Origin of the sequence: Desulfurella sp. (assembly GCF_023256235.1) — a bacterium.
Lineage (GTDB): Bacteria > Campylobacterota_A > Desulfurellia > Desulfurellales > Desulfurellaceae > Desulfurella.
The window spans coordinates 26,436-44,989 of sequence record NZ_JAGDWY010000089.1 but is presented as its reverse complement, the minus strand read 5'-3'; the positions used below and the strand labels follow the sequence as shown (position 1 = coordinate 44,989).

General features: G+C 30.6%; 23 protein-coding genes. 17 read left to right on the top strand and 6 right to left on the bottom strand.

The features are described from left to right. The 17 genes from Q0C22_RS09650 to Q0C22_RS09570 all read left to right on the top strand — a co-directional run. A partial coding sequence (locus tag Q0C22_RS09650) for a hypothetical protein (RefSeq protein WP_291494208.1) occupies positions 1–603 on the top strand: 603 nt, incomplete at its 5' end. A gap of 12 nt (positions 604–615) precedes the next feature. After that, complete coding sequence (locus Q0C22_RS09645; protein ID WP_291494206.1) at positions 616–762, top strand: hypothetical protein; 147 nt, start codon at positions 616–618, stop codon at positions 760–762. Continuing rightward, positions 725–1,606 (top strand): tyrosine-type recombinase/integrase, encoded by an 882-nt coding sequence (locus Q0C22_RS09640; protein ID WP_291494204.1) that lies wholly within the window; start codon positions 725–727, stop codon positions 1,604–1,606. The genes Q0C22_RS09645 and Q0C22_RS09640 overlap by 38 nt, the downstream gene beginning before the upstream one ends. 1 nt (position 1,607) lies before the next feature. Continuing rightward, complete coding sequence (locus Q0C22_RS09635; RefSeq protein WP_291494202.1) at positions 1,608–4,154, top strand: CBS domain-containing protein; 2,547 nt, start codon at positions 1,608–1,610, stop codon at positions 4,152–4,154. A gap of 59 nt (positions 4,155–4,213) precedes the next feature. After that, on the top strand, positions 4,214–5,236 hold the full coding sequence (locus Q0C22_RS09630) for an aspartate-semialdehyde dehydrogenase (protein WP_291494200.1): 1,023 nt from the start codon (positions 4,214–4,216) through the stop codon (positions 5,234–5,236). A 12-nt stretch (positions 5,237–5,248) separates the two neighbouring features. Beyond that, on the top strand, positions 5,249–5,692 hold the full coding sequence (locus tag Q0C22_RS09625) for a universal stress protein (RefSeq protein ID WP_291494198.1): 444 nt from the start codon (positions 5,249–5,251) through the stop codon (positions 5,690–5,692). Next, positions 5,693–6,976, top strand: a complete 1,284-nt coding sequence (locus tag Q0C22_RS09620) for a nucleotide sugar dehydrogenase (RefSeq protein ID WP_291494196.1) — start codon at positions 5,693–5,695, stop codon at positions 6,974–6,976. 3 nt (positions 6,977–6,979) lie between these two features. Beyond that, the gene (locus tag Q0C22_RS09615) at positions 6,980–7,957 is read left to right on the top strand and encodes a GDP-mannose 4,6-dehydratase (protein ID WP_291494194.1); all 978 of its coding nucleotides are present in this window, start codon (positions 6,980–6,982) and stop codon (positions 7,955–7,957) included. Continuing rightward, the gene (gene xseB, locus Q0C22_RS09610; protein WP_291494192.1) at positions 7,954–8,169 is read left to right on the top strand and encodes an exodeoxyribonuclease VII small subunit; all 216 of its coding nucleotides are present in this window, start codon (positions 7,954–7,956) and stop codon (positions 8,167–8,169) included. The genes Q0C22_RS09615 and xseB overlap by 4 nt, the downstream gene beginning before the upstream one ends. Continuing rightward, complete coding sequence (locus Q0C22_RS09605; RefSeq protein WP_291494190.1) at positions 8,166–9,017, top strand: polyprenyl synthetase family protein; 852 nt, start codon at positions 8,166–8,168, stop codon at positions 9,015–9,017. The genes xseB and Q0C22_RS09605 overlap by 4 nt, the downstream gene beginning before the upstream one ends. Next, positions 9,018–9,581 (top strand): imidazoleglycerol-phosphate dehydratase HisB, encoded by a 564-nt coding sequence (gene hisB, locus Q0C22_RS09600; RefSeq protein ID WP_291494188.1) that lies wholly within the window; start codon positions 9,018–9,020, stop codon positions 9,579–9,581. Further along, positions 9,582–10,811 (top strand): MiaB/RimO family radical SAM methylthiotransferase, encoded by a 1,230-nt coding sequence (locus tag Q0C22_RS09595; protein ID WP_291494186.1) that lies wholly within the window; start codon positions 9,582–9,584, stop codon positions 10,809–10,811. Continuing rightward, positions 10,792–11,580, top strand: a complete 789-nt coding sequence (locus tag Q0C22_RS09590; protein ID WP_291494184.1) for an MBL fold metallo-hydrolase — start codon at positions 10,792–10,794, stop codon at positions 11,578–11,580. Before Q0C22_RS09595 ends, Q0C22_RS09590 begins: the two co-directional genes overlap by 20 nt. Next, entirely contained in the window at positions 11,577–12,422 is an 846-nt protein-coding gene (locus tag Q0C22_RS09585; protein ID WP_291494182.1) for a diacylglycerol kinase family protein, read from the top strand. The genes Q0C22_RS09590 and Q0C22_RS09585 overlap by 4 nt, the downstream gene beginning before the upstream one ends. Beyond that, the gene (locus Q0C22_RS09580) at positions 12,401–13,255 is read left to right on the top strand and encodes a phosphatase PAP2 family protein (RefSeq protein ID WP_291494181.1); all 855 of its coding nucleotides are present in this window, start codon (positions 12,401–12,403) and stop codon (positions 13,253–13,255) included. The genes Q0C22_RS09585 and Q0C22_RS09580 overlap by 22 nt, the downstream gene beginning before the upstream one ends. Further along, positions 13,248–14,063, top strand: coding sequence for a sulfite exporter TauE/SafE family protein (locus Q0C22_RS09575; protein WP_291494179.1), 816 nt, complete (start codon positions 13,248–13,250; stop codon positions 14,061–14,063). Before Q0C22_RS09580 ends, Q0C22_RS09575 begins: the two co-directional genes overlap by 8 nt. Then, positions 14,060–14,389, top strand: a complete 330-nt coding sequence (locus Q0C22_RS09570; protein WP_291494177.1) for a DUF1634 domain-containing protein — start codon at positions 14,060–14,062, stop codon at positions 14,387–14,389. The genes Q0C22_RS09575 and Q0C22_RS09570 overlap by 4 nt, the downstream gene beginning before the upstream one ends. On the opposite strand, the gene xseA is transcribed toward Q0C22_RS09570, so the two are convergent. From xseA to Q0C22_RS09540, 6 genes are all read right to left on the bottom strand, one after another. After that, on the bottom strand, positions 14,386–15,717 hold the full coding sequence (gene xseA, locus Q0C22_RS09565) for an exodeoxyribonuclease VII large subunit (RefSeq protein ID WP_291494175.1): 1,332 nt from the start codon (positions 15,715–15,717) through the stop codon (positions 14,386–14,388). The genes Q0C22_RS09570 and xseA overlap by 4 nt on opposite strands. Further along, a complete protein-coding gene (ruvA, locus tag Q0C22_RS09560) occupies positions 15,714–16,271 on the bottom strand; it encodes a Holliday junction branch migration protein RuvA (protein WP_291494173.1) in 558 nt (185 codons plus the stop codon). The genes xseA and ruvA overlap by 4 nt, the downstream gene beginning before the upstream one ends. Beyond that, complete coding sequence (locus tag Q0C22_RS09555; protein WP_291494172.1) at positions 16,272–17,381, bottom strand: tetratricopeptide repeat protein; 1,110 nt, start codon at positions 17,379–17,381, stop codon at positions 16,272–16,274. It lies immediately after the preceding gene. Beyond that, complete coding sequence (locus tag Q0C22_RS09550; protein ID WP_291494170.1) at positions 17,374–17,667, bottom strand: lipopolysaccharide assembly protein LapA domain-containing protein; 294 nt, start codon at positions 17,665–17,667, stop codon at positions 17,374–17,376. The genes Q0C22_RS09555 and Q0C22_RS09550 overlap by 8 nt, the downstream gene beginning before the upstream one ends. Further along, complete coding sequence (locus Q0C22_RS09545) at positions 17,664–18,140, bottom strand: HIT domain-containing protein (RefSeq protein WP_291494167.1); 477 nt, start codon at positions 18,138–18,140, stop codon at positions 17,664–17,666. The genes Q0C22_RS09550 and Q0C22_RS09545 overlap by 4 nt, the downstream gene beginning before the upstream one ends. A 4-nt stretch (positions 18,141–18,144) precedes the next feature. Beyond that, on the bottom strand, positions 18,145–18,554 hold a 410-nt coding region (locus Q0C22_RS09540), incomplete at its 5' end, for a phenylacetate--CoA ligase family protein (RefSeq protein WP_367172144.1).

Here is an 18,554-nt window from a genome sequence, read left to right as displayed (position 1 = left end):
TCTGTTTGCCTTCACAACTTAGGAATAAGTGCAAGTATTTCACATAATGGCATTTTGGTAGTACTTAATAGGGTATCTTTAGATGATATAAAATTACTAAAGCAACATTTAAAAAAATTTAAAAAACTTTATATTTCTCCGCTGCTTTTTGAAGTTGACTTTTTAGAACAAAACAAAGACTATTTTTGTATGGAAATCCTGGAATTGAAAGAAAATATCAAGGTTTTGTATGGTAAAAACCCTGTCCAAAATATTGATATAGAATCACAAGCATTAAGGAATCAAATAAAAAGAGAAATAGCAAGTAAAATGTTAGCAGTTCGCTCGAGTTTTTTAGAACTTACACTTGAGAGAAAGACTGTAGAAGATATTGCATACAGGTCTTTATATAATTTTTATTTGATTTCAAAGTATATACTTTACCTTTTGAACATAAAACAATCGCAAAATATTTTTGAAGATTTTGAAAATTATTTTTCAATAAGCTTGGAGAATACAAAAAAGCTATTTTTTATGCCAAAAAGGCCTACATTTGATAAACTACTACCTTTGTTTGAGAATTATTTGAAAGAATTGGATAATTTTTTGACTATTGATTTTTAAAAGGGGCTTATAATGAAGTTTTTATTAATTGGCATACTTATTGTGCTTGTTTTACCGTATATTTTACAATTTTTTTTGAAGTTTAAATCTAAAGATAAAAGTGATTTTTCAAAATCGCTTGGTGGATGTTTTTCAAGCGATTTTGATGTTTTTAACTAATATGGATCTCAAACAGTTTTTGTTTGAATTTTGCGTATTTTTAAGCGCCAATAAAGGATTGTCAATAAAAACAGTTGAATCATATGAGAGTGATTTAAATCCATTTTGCGACTATTTTAAAAATAGACAACTTGATAATATTAATTTGTTTGAGTACATAAATAATTTAAAAAAATTATACAAGCCAGCTTCTTTAAATAGAAAGCTATCAAGCCTGAGAGCTTTTTTAACATTTATAAACAAATATTATCCGCTTGATATTGATTTAGGCTATATAAAAAATATAAAAACAAGCTTCAAAATAGAAAAACCAATCGATTTCGAATCTTTAAAAACACTTTTTACAGATACAAGAAACGGTTTGATTTTGCTTTTTTTTTATGCTACAGGTTTAAGGGTTAGCGAACTTATCAATCTAAAAATAAGCGATATTTACTTTGATGCAGGTTTAATACGTGTTGTAACAAAAGGTTCTAAAATGCGTCTTTTGCCTGTGTCAATGGATGTTCTTTCAAAGATTAAAGATTACATAGCAAATACACGTAGCAATTATTTAAATAGCGAATCAAAGGATTATTTATTTCTAAGCAGGCAAGGCAGGCCATTTACAAGAGCAGCAATCTGGAAAATAATAAAACAAGAGTCAAGAGCTAAAGGCTTTGATCTGCACCCACACAGTTTAAGACATTTATATGCTACACATTTACTTGAAAATGGCGCTAATATAAAAATCATTCAGGAGTTACTTGGTCATTCAAGTTTAAATACAACTCAACGGTATACTTTTGTTAGTGATGAGGCTTTAAATAAAGCTTTTAAAGAAGCTGATTATTACAAAGAATAAAATGAAGGTAATAACATGTCACATTGAACCAGATTTTGATGCAATAGCAAGTGCAATAGCAGCTAAACTGCTTTATCCTGACGCTACAATTGTTTTTCCAAATTTACCCAAGCGCTCAAAAAAGAATTTTCTCATCCAGTCAACAATATACGCTTATGCGGACTTTCAAAAGGTAGACCTTGAAAGTATTGATACATTGATTGTTGTTGATACACGTCAAAAGTCACGAATAGGTGAATTTGCAAAAATAGTTGATAAAGTTAAAGTTATATGTTTTGACCACCATCCAGATGGCGATATAAACTGTCATGAGTTTTACTGCAAAAAAACTGGCGCAAACACAACACAGGTTGTCATGAAGCTAAAAGAACGCAATATAGATTTTAGCGCAGAAGAAGCAACGTTATTTATGCTTGGGATATATGAAGACACAGGAAAATTGCTATACCCATCCACAACAGTATATGATTTTGAAGTATGTGCATATTTGCTTGAAAAAGGGGCAAAGCTTGATGTGGTATCAAGCGTATTGGAAGAAACAATAGAAGAATCACAGGTTTATCTGTTAAATGAACTAATACACAACGCGCGTATTTTTGAGTACAACAATATTAACATTGTATTAAGTTTTGCGCAGTATAGCGAATATGTTGCAGAAGCAGCAAACATAGTAAATACATTTTTAAATATGAAAAAAGCAGATGCAGTTATTTGTGTATTCAGGATGCAGTCTAGAATTTTTATAATCGGTCGTTCTGTAAACGATAAGGTTGATGTTGCAAGGATTTTAAAAACATTTAATGGCGGCGGGCATAGTTTGGCAGCAAGTGCAACAGTAAAAGATTTAACGCTTATTGAAACACTTGATGAAGCAACACTTGCTATAAGAGATAGTTTTTTGTATATAACAAAAGCAAAAGATATTATGAGTACACCTGCTAAATGTGTTGAAAAAACTGACACCGTTGCTTACTGCAATGAGATAATGGCAAAATATGGTATAAATTCTTTGGTTGTTTTAGATAAAGGAGATTTAGTAGGTATTATTTCAAGACCAACGCTTCAGAGAGCAATTTATCATAATTATGCAGATGAACCTGTTGAAAAGTTTATGGTAACTGATTTTTATACTGTAAGTGAAGATACGCCGTTAGCAAAAATAAAAACAATAATAATTGAAGAAAAACAACGCATAATACCGGTGCTTAGAAACAGTGAGGTGGTGGGTGTTTTAACAAGAACAAATATATTGAATTTAATTAATCAAACCGAACAAAAACTTATGCACAAGGTTCTAAAGGTTGATTTAAAATTGAAAAACAAATTGGATGAAAAAATTTATAATTTTTTTAAAATCATATCAGAAGTTGCTCTCAATCTAAAAATGAAAGCATATGCTGTTGGTGGAATGGTTAGAGATCTCATTATGGATATACCCATTAAAGATATTGATATAGTAATTGAGGGAAATGCTATAGAGTTTGCTAAAGAGTTTTCAAGAGTTGTAGGTGGAAAACTTATTGCCCACAACGAATTTAAAACTGCAAGCGTTATTGTTAATAGTGAAAAAATAGATTTTGCAACTGCCAGACAGGAATATTACGATGAGGTATCATCTGGTTTGCCCCACATTGAAGAAAGCTCGCTAAAACTTGATTTATACAGGAGAGATTTTACTATAAATACGCTTGCTATAAGTTTAAATGAAAATTTTGGTGAACTTATAGATTATTTTGGTGGAGTAAAAGACATCAAAGACAAAAAGATACGAATTTTACATAATTTAAGTTTTATAGAGGATCCAACAAGGGTGCTTAGAGCTTTGCGATTTGCAGAAAAGTTTAATTTTTTATTGGGCCAGCAAACAGAAAAACTAATGAAGAATGCTCTTGAGCTTGGAGTTTTGAATACGGTTTCAAAAAATAGATTATTTCTAGAGCTTAGTTTGATATTAAAAGAAGAAAAAGCTGTAGAAATTTTAAAAAAAATCAACGATTATAAAATTTTTAAATATCTTCACAAAGAATTTTACATTGACGAAAGTTGTTTTAATTTGATTAATGAAGCTAAAGATTTTGTTAAAATGTGTACTTTCTTTTGCCCTATAGAATTCAAAGTAGAAGCTATTTATTTTTCAATATTAAAGTTTTGTTTTAGAAAAAAGTTCAATTTAACAAATATTTTAGGCATTGTTGATAGCAAAATAGAAAAAATATACAGCCAGATGATACAGATAAATGTATTTTTGTCAAAAAGAAGAAAAAAAAGCGAGATTTATTTTTTTTTAAAACCGATGATGCTCGAAGCGCAGATCGCTGCTTTTGCAATAACCAAAAGTAATTATGTGAAAGAAGCCCTGGTTTCTTATATAAGGGATTTACAATTTATAAAACCACTTGTGTTAGGTAAAGATTTGATTACTTTAGGATTCAAACCTTCAGAAATTTTTGGCAAAATTCTTAATGATTGCTTTGAAAAACAAATTGAAGGTGAATTCACAAGCAAGCAAGAAGCTATTGATTATATAAAAAACAAATATTTGAATTGATTTTTGCAATAATAATGCTATAATCACCCACAAATACGCGCAAATTTTGGGGGTTTGCAATGAAAAGTTACAATGTAGCAGTTGTTGGTGCAACTGGAGCTGTTGGCGAAGATATGATCAAAACACTGGAAGATTTCAATTTTCCTGTAAAAAAACTTTTGCCTCTTGCCTCAGAGCGTTCAATTGGCAAAAATGTTACTTACAAAGGTCAGGAGATACCAGTAGAAGTATTAAACGAAGAATCGTTTAAAGATATAGATATAGCTCTTTTCAGTGCTGGAGGTAGTGTTAGCGCAAAATATGCGCCTATTGCTGCAAAATCAGGCGCAGTTGTTGTAGATAATACAAGTTACTTTAGAATGGATAAAGATGTACCACTTGTTGTGCCAGAAGTAAATGCAGAAGATATTGCTATGTATAAAAACAAAGGTATTATAGCTAATCCGAACTGCTCTACTATACAGATGGTTGTAGCGCTAAAGCCTATCTATGATAATTTTGGCATTAAAAGGATTGTCGTTTCCACATACCAGGCAACAAGCGGTGCAGGAAGAAGGGCAATGGAAGAATTAATTGATGAAACAAAAGCGTTTTTTGAATTTAAGTATGATTCATATAAGCCAAAGGTTTTCCCAAAAAAAATAGCTTTTAATTGTTTACCACATATAGATGTATTTTTAGACAATGATTACACAAAAGAAGAAATGAAAATGGTAAATGAAACTAAAAAGATTTTTCACGATGATTCAATAAAAGTTACCGCAACATGTGTTAGGGTTCCTGTTTTGAGGGGACACTCAGAATCTGTTAATGTTGAAACCAAAAAGCCTTTTGATATAAATGAAGTTAAAGAACTAATAAAAAATGCTGCAGGTTGCGTACTTATGGATGATCCAAAAAGCCTAATTTATCCAACGCCTATAGAAGTTAGCGGCAGAGGAGAGACATTTGTTGGACGCATAAGGAAGGATGAGTCAATTGAAAATGGGCTTAATCTTTGGGTAGTAGCAGATAATTTACTAAAAGGTGCAGCTTATAATGCTGTGCAGATAGCTCAGATTTTGATCGAAAAATACTTATAAGGGAGGCCTTTTATGCAAACTTTTAGTCCAAAAAATATACTTGTTCCTACAGATTTGAGCGAGAATGCTCAAAAAGCTATTGAGTATGCACTTAGTTTGGCAAAAGCCTATGGTGCAAAATTGCACATTTATTACGTAATAACTGATTTACAAGCTGCACTTGGTTACGTACCATCACTGCCACTTGATAAGATTGAAGCTTCAATGAGGCAGGAAGCAGAAAACTACTTTGAGCATGTGAAAAATAAGATTTTGAAAGATTTTGATAATTTTGATATGCATATTGAAGTTGGGGATGCACCAAAAAAGATTGTTGAGTTTGCATCAACTAATGACATAGATTTAATAGTTATGGGTGCGCAAGGTAAAAGTGCTCTTGAGCGATTTGTATTTGGATCAACTACGGAAAAAGTTTTAAGAATGTCAAAGAAACCTATTTTAGTGGTGAAAATGTAAATGACCATAGAGGAGTTTGAAAAAAAACAAAAAAAAATTGCAGTTGTAGGGCTTGGTTATGTTGGTTTGCCTCTGGCAGTAAGCCTTGCTAGATATTTTAGTGTTATTGGCTTTGATATAAGTAAAAAACGCATAGAAGAACTTAATGAAGGCTTTGATATAACAGGTGAAACCGATAGCAGTTCTATAAAATCACCAAATATTTTTTACACAAATGACGCGTCTTTTTTAAAAGAGTCAAGTGTTATTATTGTTACAGTCCCAACACCTATTTTAAAAAGCAAATTGCCAGATTTAAGCCTTGTTGAAAGCGCAAGCTATATTGTGGGTAAAAATTTGTCAAAAGGTACAATTGTTGTATACGAATCTACAGTATATCCTGGTGTAACGGAAGATGTATGTGTTCCAATACTGCAGAAAGCTTCAGGTTTAACTTACCTCAGTGATTTTTTTGTAGGTTACTCGCCAGAGCGTATAAATCCAGGCGATAGGGTCCATACACTTGAAAATATAACAAAAGTTATATCTGCTTCAAATGAAGAAAGTTTGGAAATTTTATCAAAAATATATGGTAAGATTACAAATATATACAAAGCCCCAAATATAAAAACAGCAGAAGCAGCAAAAGTTATTGAAAATACACAAAGAGATTTGAATATAGCTTTGATGAATGAATTAAGCTTAATTTTTCACAGGATGGGGCTTGACACAAAAGAGGTCCTTGATGCAGCTGCCACTAAATGGAATTTTTTAAAATTTGAGCCAGGTCTTGTTGGTGGACATTGCATAAGTGTTGATCCGTATTATTTAACATACAAAGCTCAGGAATTGGGGTATTTGCCTCAGGTTATACTGGCTGGAAGAAGGCTCAACGATTCTATGGGTTGTTATATTGCTCAAGAGTCAGTAAAGCTTATTATGCAAAAAAACTTAGGCCATAATTGTCTGATACTTGGCTTTACATTTAAAGAAAACATAAAAGATACAAGAAACAGCCTGGTATTTGATATATACACAGAGCTTAGAAGCTTCAATATGAATGTTGAAGTTTATGACCCATATGTTATAAAAGAAGAAGTAATATCACACTATGGCAATGTAGCACTTATAGATAAAAGTGAACTAAAGCGCTATGATTGCGTGGTGCTAGCTGTAAAACATGAAGAGTTTTTAAAAGAAAAGATTTGGCTTAAATGTCTAAAAGACAAATCGTGCTTGATTGATGTAAAAAGCGTGGTTGACAAAAAAGACTTACCAGACACAGTCTATTTATGGAGGCTTTAGAAAGTGATTTTTATACCAGGATGTGCAGGCTTTATAGGATTTTCTACAACACTTACCTTACTTGAACAGGGAAATACATGTGTAGGCATAGATAATCTAAATCGATACTACGATGTTAAAATGAAACAAAAAAGACTATCTATACTAAAAGGTTATAAAAATTTCATATTTTATGAAGCAGATGTTGAAAACTTTGATACGCTAAAGCTTATATTTCAATTACACAGGTTTGATAGTATAATTAATTTAGCTGCCCGTGCTGGCGTTAGGTATTCGATGCAAAATCCCTTTGTTTATTTATCTACAAATACGCTTGGAGCGCTAAATTTATTTGAGCTTGCAAAGCATTTTGGCGTTGAAAAAGTTGTACTTGCTTCTACTTCTTCGCTTTATGCAGGTGAACCTTTACCGTTTAGAGAAGATTATCCCGTAAACAAACCATTGTCAGTATACGCTGCAAGCAAAAAAGCAATGGAAGCAATAGCTTATTCCTACTACCAGCTATACGGTATAGATGTTACGATGCTAAGATACTTTACAGTGTATGGTCCATACGGCAGACCGGATATGAGTATATTTAGATTTATAAAATGGATATACGAAGAAGAACCGGTCGTTATTTTTGGAGATGGTAGTCAGTCAAGAGATTTTACATATATTGATGACGCAGTGGATGCTACAATTAAAGGACTAAAAAAAGTTGGGTGTGAGGCTTTCAATGTAGGAGCAAATACTTCTTATTCTCTTAACTACATAATAAGTCTCATTGAACAAAATTTAGGTAAAAAGGCAAAAATTGTACACAAAGAGTTTCACAAAGCAGATGTTTTAGCCACACGTGCTGATTTTTCAAAAATTAATTCATTACTTGGTTTTAAACCAAAAGTAACTATTGAAGAAGGAATAAAAAGATTGTGCGATTGGTATGTAGAAAATGCATCGTTTTTAAAAGATATAAGTACAAAAGAGCAGGATAGATGAATCAAGAACTTAGTTTTGAACAGGCTCTAAAACGCCTTGAAGAAATAGCACAAAAGCTTGAACAAGAAAATTTAAATTTGGAAGATGCTTTAAAATACTTTGAAGAAGGAATGGAGTTGTCGAAGTTCTGTTCTTTGATACTTCAAAAGGCAGAAAATAAAGTTAAAGTCATTATGAAAGATAGCGAAATTGAAATGGAAAACTTAGAATGAATTACAGACAAATAATTGATTTAAAATTAAATCAGTTTTGTAATGATCAAAAATTACATATAGATAATTTTAGAGGAGCTTTATGTTATAGTCTTGTAAATGGTGGAAAGAGACTTAGAGCTATTTTAGTTTTAACTATAATAGAGCTAAAAAGACAAGTTAGTGAAGATGATTATAAAATTGCTATGGGTCTTGAAATGATGCACGCATATTCACTTATACATGATGATTTGCCCGCGATGGACAATGCCCTGCTTAGGAGAAACCTTCCGGTAAATCATATAGTTTTTGGTGAAGATCTGGCTATTTTGGCTGGTGATGGCTTGAATACAAATGCATTTTATATGATTTCAAACACAAACATATCACCCGAGAAAATTGTTAAGATAGTAAAAACATTATCTGAAAAAACAGGCATTTATGGCATGGTTTTAGGTCAGGCGGCAGATATCCTTTCAAGTAAAAACAGATTGAATAAACCACAAAAATGGCTTGTTAACTTTATACATAAAAATAAAACCGCGAGGTTTTTGCAAGCGTGCTGTGAGATTGGAGCAATTCTTTCAGATCAAGATGAACGCCCTTTTTCAAAATTTGGTTTATATTTGGGTATGTCTTACCAGATTATAGACGACTATTTAGATATAGTGTCTGATAAAAAAGTCTTGGGTAAAGATAAAAAGGATATTGACAATAATACACTTACGTATCCAAAAGTTTATGGTATACAAAAGAGTTTAGATTTGGCAAATAAACTGAAAGGTTTGGCGATTGATGCTGTAAAAAATATCCAAGGTCATGAAAGATTAATTGAATTAGCTGAATTTATTGTAAAAAGGGTTAGTTAGATGACAAAAATTGAAAGAAAAACAAAAGAAACTAATATAAAAATAGAGCTAAATATTCATGGTTCTGCTAAATATACAATTGATACAGGGATTGGTTTTTTTAATCACATGCTAGAAACATTATCAAGACATAGCAATTTTGATTTAAATGTGAATGCAAGCGGTGATATTGATGTTGATTACCATCATTTAGTAGAAGATGTAGGTATAGTTTTAGGTCAGGCTTTTTTTGAGGAAACAAGGAAAGCCAATTTTGAGCGATTTGGCTTTAGTATCATACCCATGGATGATGCTTTGGTATTGTCAAGTGTTGATTTAGCAAACAGGGTTTATTTAATGTATGATTGCCAGATAAGTGGAACCATATTAAATTTTGATGTAGAACTCATTGAAGAATTTTGGAGAGCATTTGTAAACAATGCTCGCATTGTTTTGCATATAAAGCAACTTGCTGGTTACAATAAACACCATATTATTGAAGCTGCATTTAAATCAGTTGCCCATAGCTTAAAAGTAGCCTGCACACCTTCAAGTGAAATTTTATCAACAAAACTTACGCTTTAGATGAAAACCATAACTTTTTATACTTTTGGGTGTAAAACAAATCAATATGAAACGCAATTAATGATTGAGTCTATTGTTAATAAATATAAAGTTGTTGATAAGTCAACTAAAGCGGATATTTATGTTATTAATTCATGTGCAGTTACAAAGTCTGCTTCGGATCAATCAAGGCATGTTTTAAGAAAACTTCAAAGGCAAAACCCAAACTCACATATTATTTACACTGGTTGCGATAGTTATCTGATTAACGAAAATGATTATTTTGATGCAAGCAATGTACATATTGTAGGCAATAAGTACAAATACGATATATTAAGTGCTATCAAGTGCAGTAGAGATACATCTTTATCAACTAAAACATACAATATAGACAAAATTGTATCTTTCTGGAATAAAAGCCGTCCATTTGTAAAAATTCAGGAAGGCTGTAATAATTTTTGCTCTTATTGTGTTGTGGCTCATTTAAGAGGTATTCAAAGATGTAAAGATTCTTCTTTAGTTATTAAAGAAATAGAGAACTTTGCAAGGCAAGGATTTGGCGAGATAGTACTAACAGGCACAAACATAGGGTCTTATGAAAATTTAAAAGAGCTGCTTAAAAAAATCGATTCACTAAAGTATAATTTTAGAATCAGGTTAAGCTCAATTGAGCCTATGTATGTTGATGAAGAGCTTATTGATATAATAGCTCAAGGAAAATTTGCAAAGCATTTGCATATACCTCTCCAATTTGCAAGTGATAGAATACTTAGATTGGCACGCAGAAACTATACTGCTTATGATTTTGAAAGAATTGTAAATTATGCTTCAAAAAAAGATATATTTGTAGGGACAGATATAATTGTTGGTTTTGAAGAAACTGATGAGGATTTTTTAACTACATATAAATTTATTGAGAATAATGATATTGTGTTTGCGCATATTTTTACATATTCTCATAGACCTTTTACAAAAGAAGTTTCAAATTATATAGATAATAATACTTTAAAAGAAAGATCAAATAAACTAAAAGAACTCATAAATATTAAGTTCAAACAAAAAATGCAACAATTTGTCAATAAAAATACACAAATTGTTGTCCAGCAAAAGCGTGCTTTTGTTCAAAATAATGAGTACAATCTTGCTATTGCAAGTCAATATTTTAAGGTCTTGACAAAAATAGAAAAAAAAGGCTTAATTGAAGGTAAGATTACTAACTTTGATGGTGTTTATGCGTACTTTGAAAGATAGAAATTTTAAAGACGGCAAAGATAAGATTATTTTTTTGGGTACAGCGGGCGGAAGATACAGTGTTTTTTACCAAATTCGCAAAAGTGGTGGAATCTGGTTTCACTTAGGCGGTAAAATATTTGTTATAGACCCAGGACCTGGTGCTTTAGTTTCAGCATTAAAAAATAAGATTAACATGTCCAAGATTGATGGTATTTTTTTAAGTCACAGACATCTAGACCACTGCGCAGATATTAATTCTATAATGGAATCAATGGTAATATCTGGAAAACGCACCAGGTATTTGTTTGCACCATCTGCAGCATTGGACGAAGATCCTGTAGTTTTACAGTACAATAGAGACAAATTCAATATACTTTACTTAAAAGAATATACAGACTATACTATTGGTGATCTTAAAATTTCCACAAAATTAACACATCTGCATACTACACCAACATTTGGTGCAGTATTTAAATCAGACAATTACTCATTTGCATATATTGCAGATACTTTGTATAGCGATCAATTAGCTATGGATTATAGAGCCGATGTAGTTATTGTAAATACAGTTTTTAAAAAACAGATGCCAGGGTATATGCATTTAGCTGCAAGCGATATGTATAACTTTTTGGAAATTTTTAAACCAAAAGTATTGATTTTAACACATTTTGGTATGGGTTTTTTAAATGAAAACCCTCATCTTGTTGCAAAAGAAATATCTCAAAAAACAAATACAAATGTTATTGCAGCATGGGATAATATGATAGTGGAGTTAGAAAATATATGATAGCAATAATTGCTAACCCAAAAGCCCGTAGATTTTCAATTAATAAGCTTATGCAGATAAAACAGATATTTAATGATTCGTTTAAAAAAGTGGATATTTTTTACACAAAAAGACCAATGGATGGTTTAGAGATAGCAAAACAAATTAAATCATCATATAAAATTGTGTGTTCTTATGGTGGCGATGGTACGTTAAATGAAGTTGTAAATGGGATTGTAGATACAGATGTTAAGCTTGGTGTATTGCCTTGCGGAACTTCCGATGTATTTGCGCTTGAGCTTGGCTTGCAAAGAAATGCTATAAATTGCGCAAAACGTTATTTAAAACAAAATTATGTTAATGTTCATTTGGGAGAGTTAAATAATAGGTATTTTATATTAATGGCAGGTGTTGGTATAGATGCTGCTGCTGTACTTGATGTAAACCATTCCCTTAAAGAATATTCAGGAAAACTTTCTTATTTTCTCAGCGGTATTAAAAGTGTAAAGTCATTTGATAGGCTAATAAGCGTTAAAACACCTTTTGGGGAAAAGCTATGCTACAGTGTAATAGCAGCCAATGCTAAAAAATATGGAGGTGATTTTTCCATTTTCAAAAAAGCAAATTGCTTTGAAAAAAATTTGTATGTTTGTTTATTTCACACAAAAAAAAGCCTATTGAATATAGCAAAATCTGCAATGTTTTTGTATTTTGGTATTAATTCAAATTTGCACGAATGTTTTTTTGCTGATGAAATTTTTATCGATAGTTTTGATATACCAATACAGGTGGATGGCGATTTTGCTGGTTTTTCTCCAGCAAGAATAAAGGCTAGCAAAAAATGCGTGAAAGTTTTGATTTAAAACCGTTTGATATTGTAAATTTAACCTATTATTTTTTTATAATTTGTCTGGTATTTATTTTTAGATCTCAAATACCATCGTATCTATTTTTAATTTTTTCATATATTTTTATTATGATTATTGTTGTTTTTGTTTTATTAAAGCCATATAAAGGTTATTTTTTATCCATATTCAGGTATTTTTACCCTGTAGTTTTTTTAGGGTTTATATTTGAATCACTTGCATTGATTGTGCCTTTTATACAACCAAGAAACAAAGATAATTATCTGATTGGCATTGATAAAATTTTTTTTTCAAAACCTATTGCAGAATATTTTTACGTATTTAACAAACCAATATTTAATGATATTTTTTCTATTTTTTATACTTTTTACTATTTTTTGCCACTCATTTTGTTGTATTTTTTATATAAGAAAAAATATTTTTTAAAACTTGAGTATTCTTTATTTGCTCTTTCTTTGGCTTACTATATTTCTTATATTGGCTATATGCTTGTACCTGCAATTGGACCCAGATACTCTATTGTATTTAGTCAGCCTATACAGGGAGGAGTTGTATACAATCTTATATCCACGTTTTTGGATAGATTTGAACATATTAAACAGGATTGTTTTCCAAGCGGACATGTGGCAATATCTGTTTTGACAGATATGCTAATATTTGATATTAAAAAAAGTGTTGGCTATGCTGTATTGTTAATAGTTATTGTATTAATTGTTTCAACTCTTGCTCTTAGATATCATTACTTTATAGATGATGTTTGTGGGTTGTTGCTTGCTTTTTTTTCCTATTTTATTGCTAAAATAGTGTATAGGAAAAAACTTTATGTTTGAAATAGCTCTTATTTTAATGGGCATACTAAGCGGTATTTTTGGTGCATTGCTTGGAATTGGCGGGGGAACATTTGTTGTTCCCCTTCTTGTTATTTTTTTGCATTATCCCATACATCAGGCTGTAGCAATAAGTCTTATTTCTATAATCGCAACAAGTAGTTCTGTTGCAAGTGTAAACGTTTATAATAAAATAACAAATATGAGACTTGGAATAACATTGGAGCTAGCTACAACGCTTGGCGCTATTGCAGGCAGCTTTATTGGAACTTTTTTAAAAGGAAATGTTATTGCCTTAATTTTTTCATTTGTTATGGCATTTATAGCTTATTTCATGTATTTTCACAAAGAAAATGAACAAAGCACATCTGTAACTCAAGCAAAAAGTGTTTATGCAAGCAATTATTTTGATTATGCTCTAAATAAAAATATAGAGTATGATGTTAAAAATTTAGGTGCAGGATTAGCTATAAGTGCTTTTGCAGGAGCTTTTTCTGGTATGTTGGGCATTGGTGGTGGCGTATTAAAAGTACCTGCCATGAATGCATTTTGTAAAGTACCTATAAAAGTAGCTGCTGCAACAAGTAACTTTATGATTGGTGTTACAGCTGCTGCTGGCTCTTTTATATATTTTGGAAAAGGATACATAGAAAAACCGCTTTATGTAGCTTTGATTGTTCTTGGTGTGATAATGGGTTCAAAACTTTCTATGCCAATAATTAAAAAAGTTCCACCGTCAAGGGTAAAGAACATTTTTATAATATTTTTGATATATCTGGCAATTGAGATGTTTATAAAAGGTGTAAAATGAATTTTGATTTAAATAAGTTTATTGCAAAAACGCTTGCAGTTGGTGTTTACTCAAGCATGTTTTTGTTTTGTGTTGCAATAATCGAAAATTTTTTTAAAAAAAGTAGCATGTTTGATAGAAGTTTTTTGGGTATATTTAAAGGATTATTTGCGCTTGACCCCAATTCTACATTATATGCAGGGATTGTAATTTTAATGTTAACTCCAGTTGTGAGAGTTTTGTTTTTGGCAATTGGATATTTTATAGAAGGTGATTTGCGTTTTAGTTTTTTTTCTTTTTTGGTTTTATTGATACTGATTTTTAGTGTATATTTTGGTGTACACTAATTTTGTTTTTTTAAAACAACCGACTCAATTTTGCCATTATATAAAATTGTATATAAATAATCATTTTCTTTTACGTCATCCACGCTTTTTATAATTTTATTGTCTTTTGTATATGTTATTGAAAACCCTCTTTTTAAAACATTTTTTGGGCTTAATGCAGTAATTTTATCAGTTAAGTTTAAAAGTAAGTGTTTTTTTTTCTCAAGCATGCTCAACATATTGGAAACAATCAAATTTTGAAGTTTTAAATGAGTAATTTTTTGTGCATTTAACTTTGCTATTGGGTTTTGAATCTTGATTCTATTTTCTAATGATTTAACTTTTTTGCTTTTGTCGAAAATAATGTTTTGTATTTTATGCTCCAGTAAAGCACTCAAATTATCATTTTTCAACATATTAACTTCTATATAATTTTCTACTAATTTAATTATTTTTGTAAGTTTGAGATTAAAGAAATTTGCTTTTTTTGAGTTCAGAATTCTGTAAAAATTTGAAAAAATAGTTTTTTTTAGCATTAATATAGACTTATAAAGATCTGCGTAAGCTTTTGTTAAGATTTCTGCTGCTGCAGATGGAGTTTCTGCAATTTTGTCTGCCACAAGATCGCATAATGTTTGATCTATTTGATGGCCAATCGCGCTTATGGTAGGGATTTTACAGTTTTTAAATGCAATTGCAATATCCAGATCGTTAAATATCCACAACTCATCAACAGAACCGCCGCCACGTGTTAGAATACATACATCAAGAGATAGTTTGGCATAATTTTCATTGACAAACTCAATTGCTTTTAGTATTTCTTTTTTTGCATTTTCACCCTGTACTGTTGCAGGATATATCAGTATTTCGAGTCCAGGGCTGCGTCTTTTTAGTATGTTTAAGATATCCTTTAGCGCAGCAGCTTGAAGACTTGTTATTATAATTACTTTTTTAGGAAAAAATGGTAGCGGTTTTTTGTTTTCAAGATAGCCTTTTTCAAGTAAGAATTTTTTGTCTTCTTCAAGTTTTTTGTACTTTAGACCATCACCAATGCTTTGAATATAAGAAATTACTAAATGGTATTGTCCATGAGGCTCATATAGGCTGATTCTTCCAAGTGCTATAACTTTTTGACCATTTACCAGCTGTTTTTTAACATTTTCATCAATATTTGATTTAAAGATGACACACATTAATCTGGCTTTTTGGTCAACTAAATTAAAGTACACATGTTGAGCGCTTGAAATTTTCAAGTTTGATATTTCGCCTTCTACAAATACTTCGTTAAAATTCCACTCAAGCAAATCTTTGATTTGTTTTGTTAGTTCAAAAACACTTAAGGGTTTCATTGCCGTAAATTTTTAAGACAAATTTTGATGAGCTCAGCTGTATCTAAATTCGGATTTTGTCTGTATATTTTATCTAATACAGGCAAAACCTGATCTTTTGAAAAACCTAAACTATTTGTTAAAACATCCAACAATTCAATAAGCTTTTCATCTGTTTCAAGTACTTTGTCTGATAATTCAAATATAATTGCACTGGCTGTTTTTTTACCAATACCCGGTACGCTTATAAGTTGCTCTACTTTTTTACCTGCAATAATGTGTTTAAATTCTTGTGGTGAAAATTTTGATAATATAGATATAGCTGTTTTTGCACCAATTTTTGATATTTTTCTAAGTTCATTGAATAAATATTTTTCTTCTTCGTTTAAAAAACCATACAACCTAAAACCAGTTTCACTTGCGATTAACTCCACAAATAACTTTACCTTTTTTCCAAGCTCAAGATTAAAGTAGGTGATCAAGCTTACTGTTATGCTAAAATGTATACCAGCTATGTTCATTACGACAAAACCATTTTTTTTATCAGTAATTTTCCCTTCTAAAGCGTAAAACATCTACAGCTCCACTTTTGCACTGTCCCAATCTCTACATTTTGGGCATTTCCAGAAAAATAAATGTGTTGAGTAACCACATGATTTACAAGTGTATTTTATATTAATCTGTAATTTTGATGCAAGTATCTGGAGTTTTTTATTATCAGATTGACTTGAAAGACACTTAACAGCCAAAACAATAGCGCTTTGTGTATAGTTATTGGATTTTAAAATCATATTTAAAACAGATAGAGCTTTTTTATATTTTTCAAGCTTTAAAAGGTACATTGCGCTAAAAAAAAGTATGTAATAAGATTTTGGGTTGTAAATAAGCACACTTTTTAAAAATTCATAAAGATCATACTTATCTTTTATATTATCTAAAATGAGATTTAAAAACTCATTTTTTACTTTTATTGCATCATACCAATATTGAAAAGCCTTTTTTTTGTCTTGATTCGCATAAGATATTTTACCTAAATTAAGCAAAGCATCAAAACAATTTTTATCTTCAACGAATGCCTTTTTAAAATAATCATAAGCTATATTGTAATTATTTGATTCTCTTAAAGCTTTTTTGCCAAGCTCACAGTAAATATGTGCCGTGATTTTTTTATCTTCACCAAATCTTTTTTGCCATACAAGCGCGCTTTCCCAATCTTTTGAATCCTCATACACCTCTTCTAAGTACTTTTTTAATGTATTATTTTTTGGATCTAAAGACAAAGCATTTTTGAATGTTTCTTTCGCTCTATCGTAGAGTCCTGCTTTTTTATAATCTATACCTATATTTATATAAACTTCAATTTTTTTTTCTCTATCTAATTTTCTTGCAAGTAAACCTTTATGGATAATTAAAGCCCTATTGATTTCTCCTTTTTTTCTAAAAAGATTGCCAATACTAATATATACATCCACAATATCTGGTTCAAGCTCTATTGCACTTGTGAGCTCTTCTATTGCTTTGTCTGTTTTATCTTCAATTATGTAGTTTATGCCTTTTAAATAAGCGGTAATCTTCTTTTTTTCAATTTTTCTTTTCTGTTCTTTTACTATGTAGTATATAACTATTATTAGCATTATTGCAGCGCTTATCAGTAATATATCATTAAATTTAAAAAAATTACTCATCTTTATTTAGCGTAAGTTTTCTTAGTGCAATAACTTCGTCTTTTAGTTGTTTTATTTCTTTTTTGTATTCTTTTATTTTTTTGGTGTAATCTATGTCATCAATAAGACACACAATTTGACTTGCAATCAACCCTAATAAAAAAAATACACCTATTACAAGCCATATAGGACATTGTATTATAAAACCAAGTATATTCAAATTAACTTCAATTTGCTGATTATAATAGCTAATTATAAAAGCAAAAGCACTGATAACCAGAAAACTCAAGTTTTTGAGTAATTTCAAATAAACTCCTTAATTTTGTTATATGTAGCACGTAAACCTTCAGATATTACCTTTGTATCGCAAACTGTGCTCATAAAATTTGTATCTCCAATCCATCGTGGCACTATATGAAAATGTATATGATCTGCTATACCAGCTCCTGATGCGCTACCTAAATTCATTCCTATATTTAAACCATTTGGTTTAAATGCTTTTTCGAGAATATCACAAAATTTTTGAACAGTTTTAAAAACATCAATACTTTCGTCGTTGGTTAATAATTTGATGTGGTTTATGTGTCTATTTGGAATTACCATTATATGTCCGGGATTGTATGGAAATATATTCATAATAACAAAACAATGTTTGCTTCTGTATAATATATAATTATTTTCATCTTTTTGTTGGTTTAAAGCATCGCAAAAAACGCAAATTCCCTGTTTTTTTTCACTTAAAATATAAGCCATTCTCCAGGGGGCCCATAGTGTTTTCATAACTTTATATACCTCTTTTGTCAATAATACGTTTTGCTTTTCCTTCGCTGCGTTCTAGGCTGTATGGTTCTACAAGTTTTACATCAAGTTCTATGCCAAGTATAGTTTTAAGTTCATATTTTATTTTTTCGAGCATAAGTCTTTGCTGTTTCATTTCATCAAAAAAGATATTTTCATTTACTTCTACAAGTAAAGTAGCTTTATCCAAAGCTTCTTCTTTTTCTAAAACTATTTGGTATGCGCTCATAACGCCTTCAATATTAAACAATGCTTCTTCTATCTGTGTTGGAAAAACATTTACACCTCTTATTATAATCATATCGTCACTTCTTCCTATTGGTTTTGACATTCGTGCCATAGACCTCCCACAAGCACATTTTGACTTATCCAGTTTTGTGATATCCCTTGTCCTGT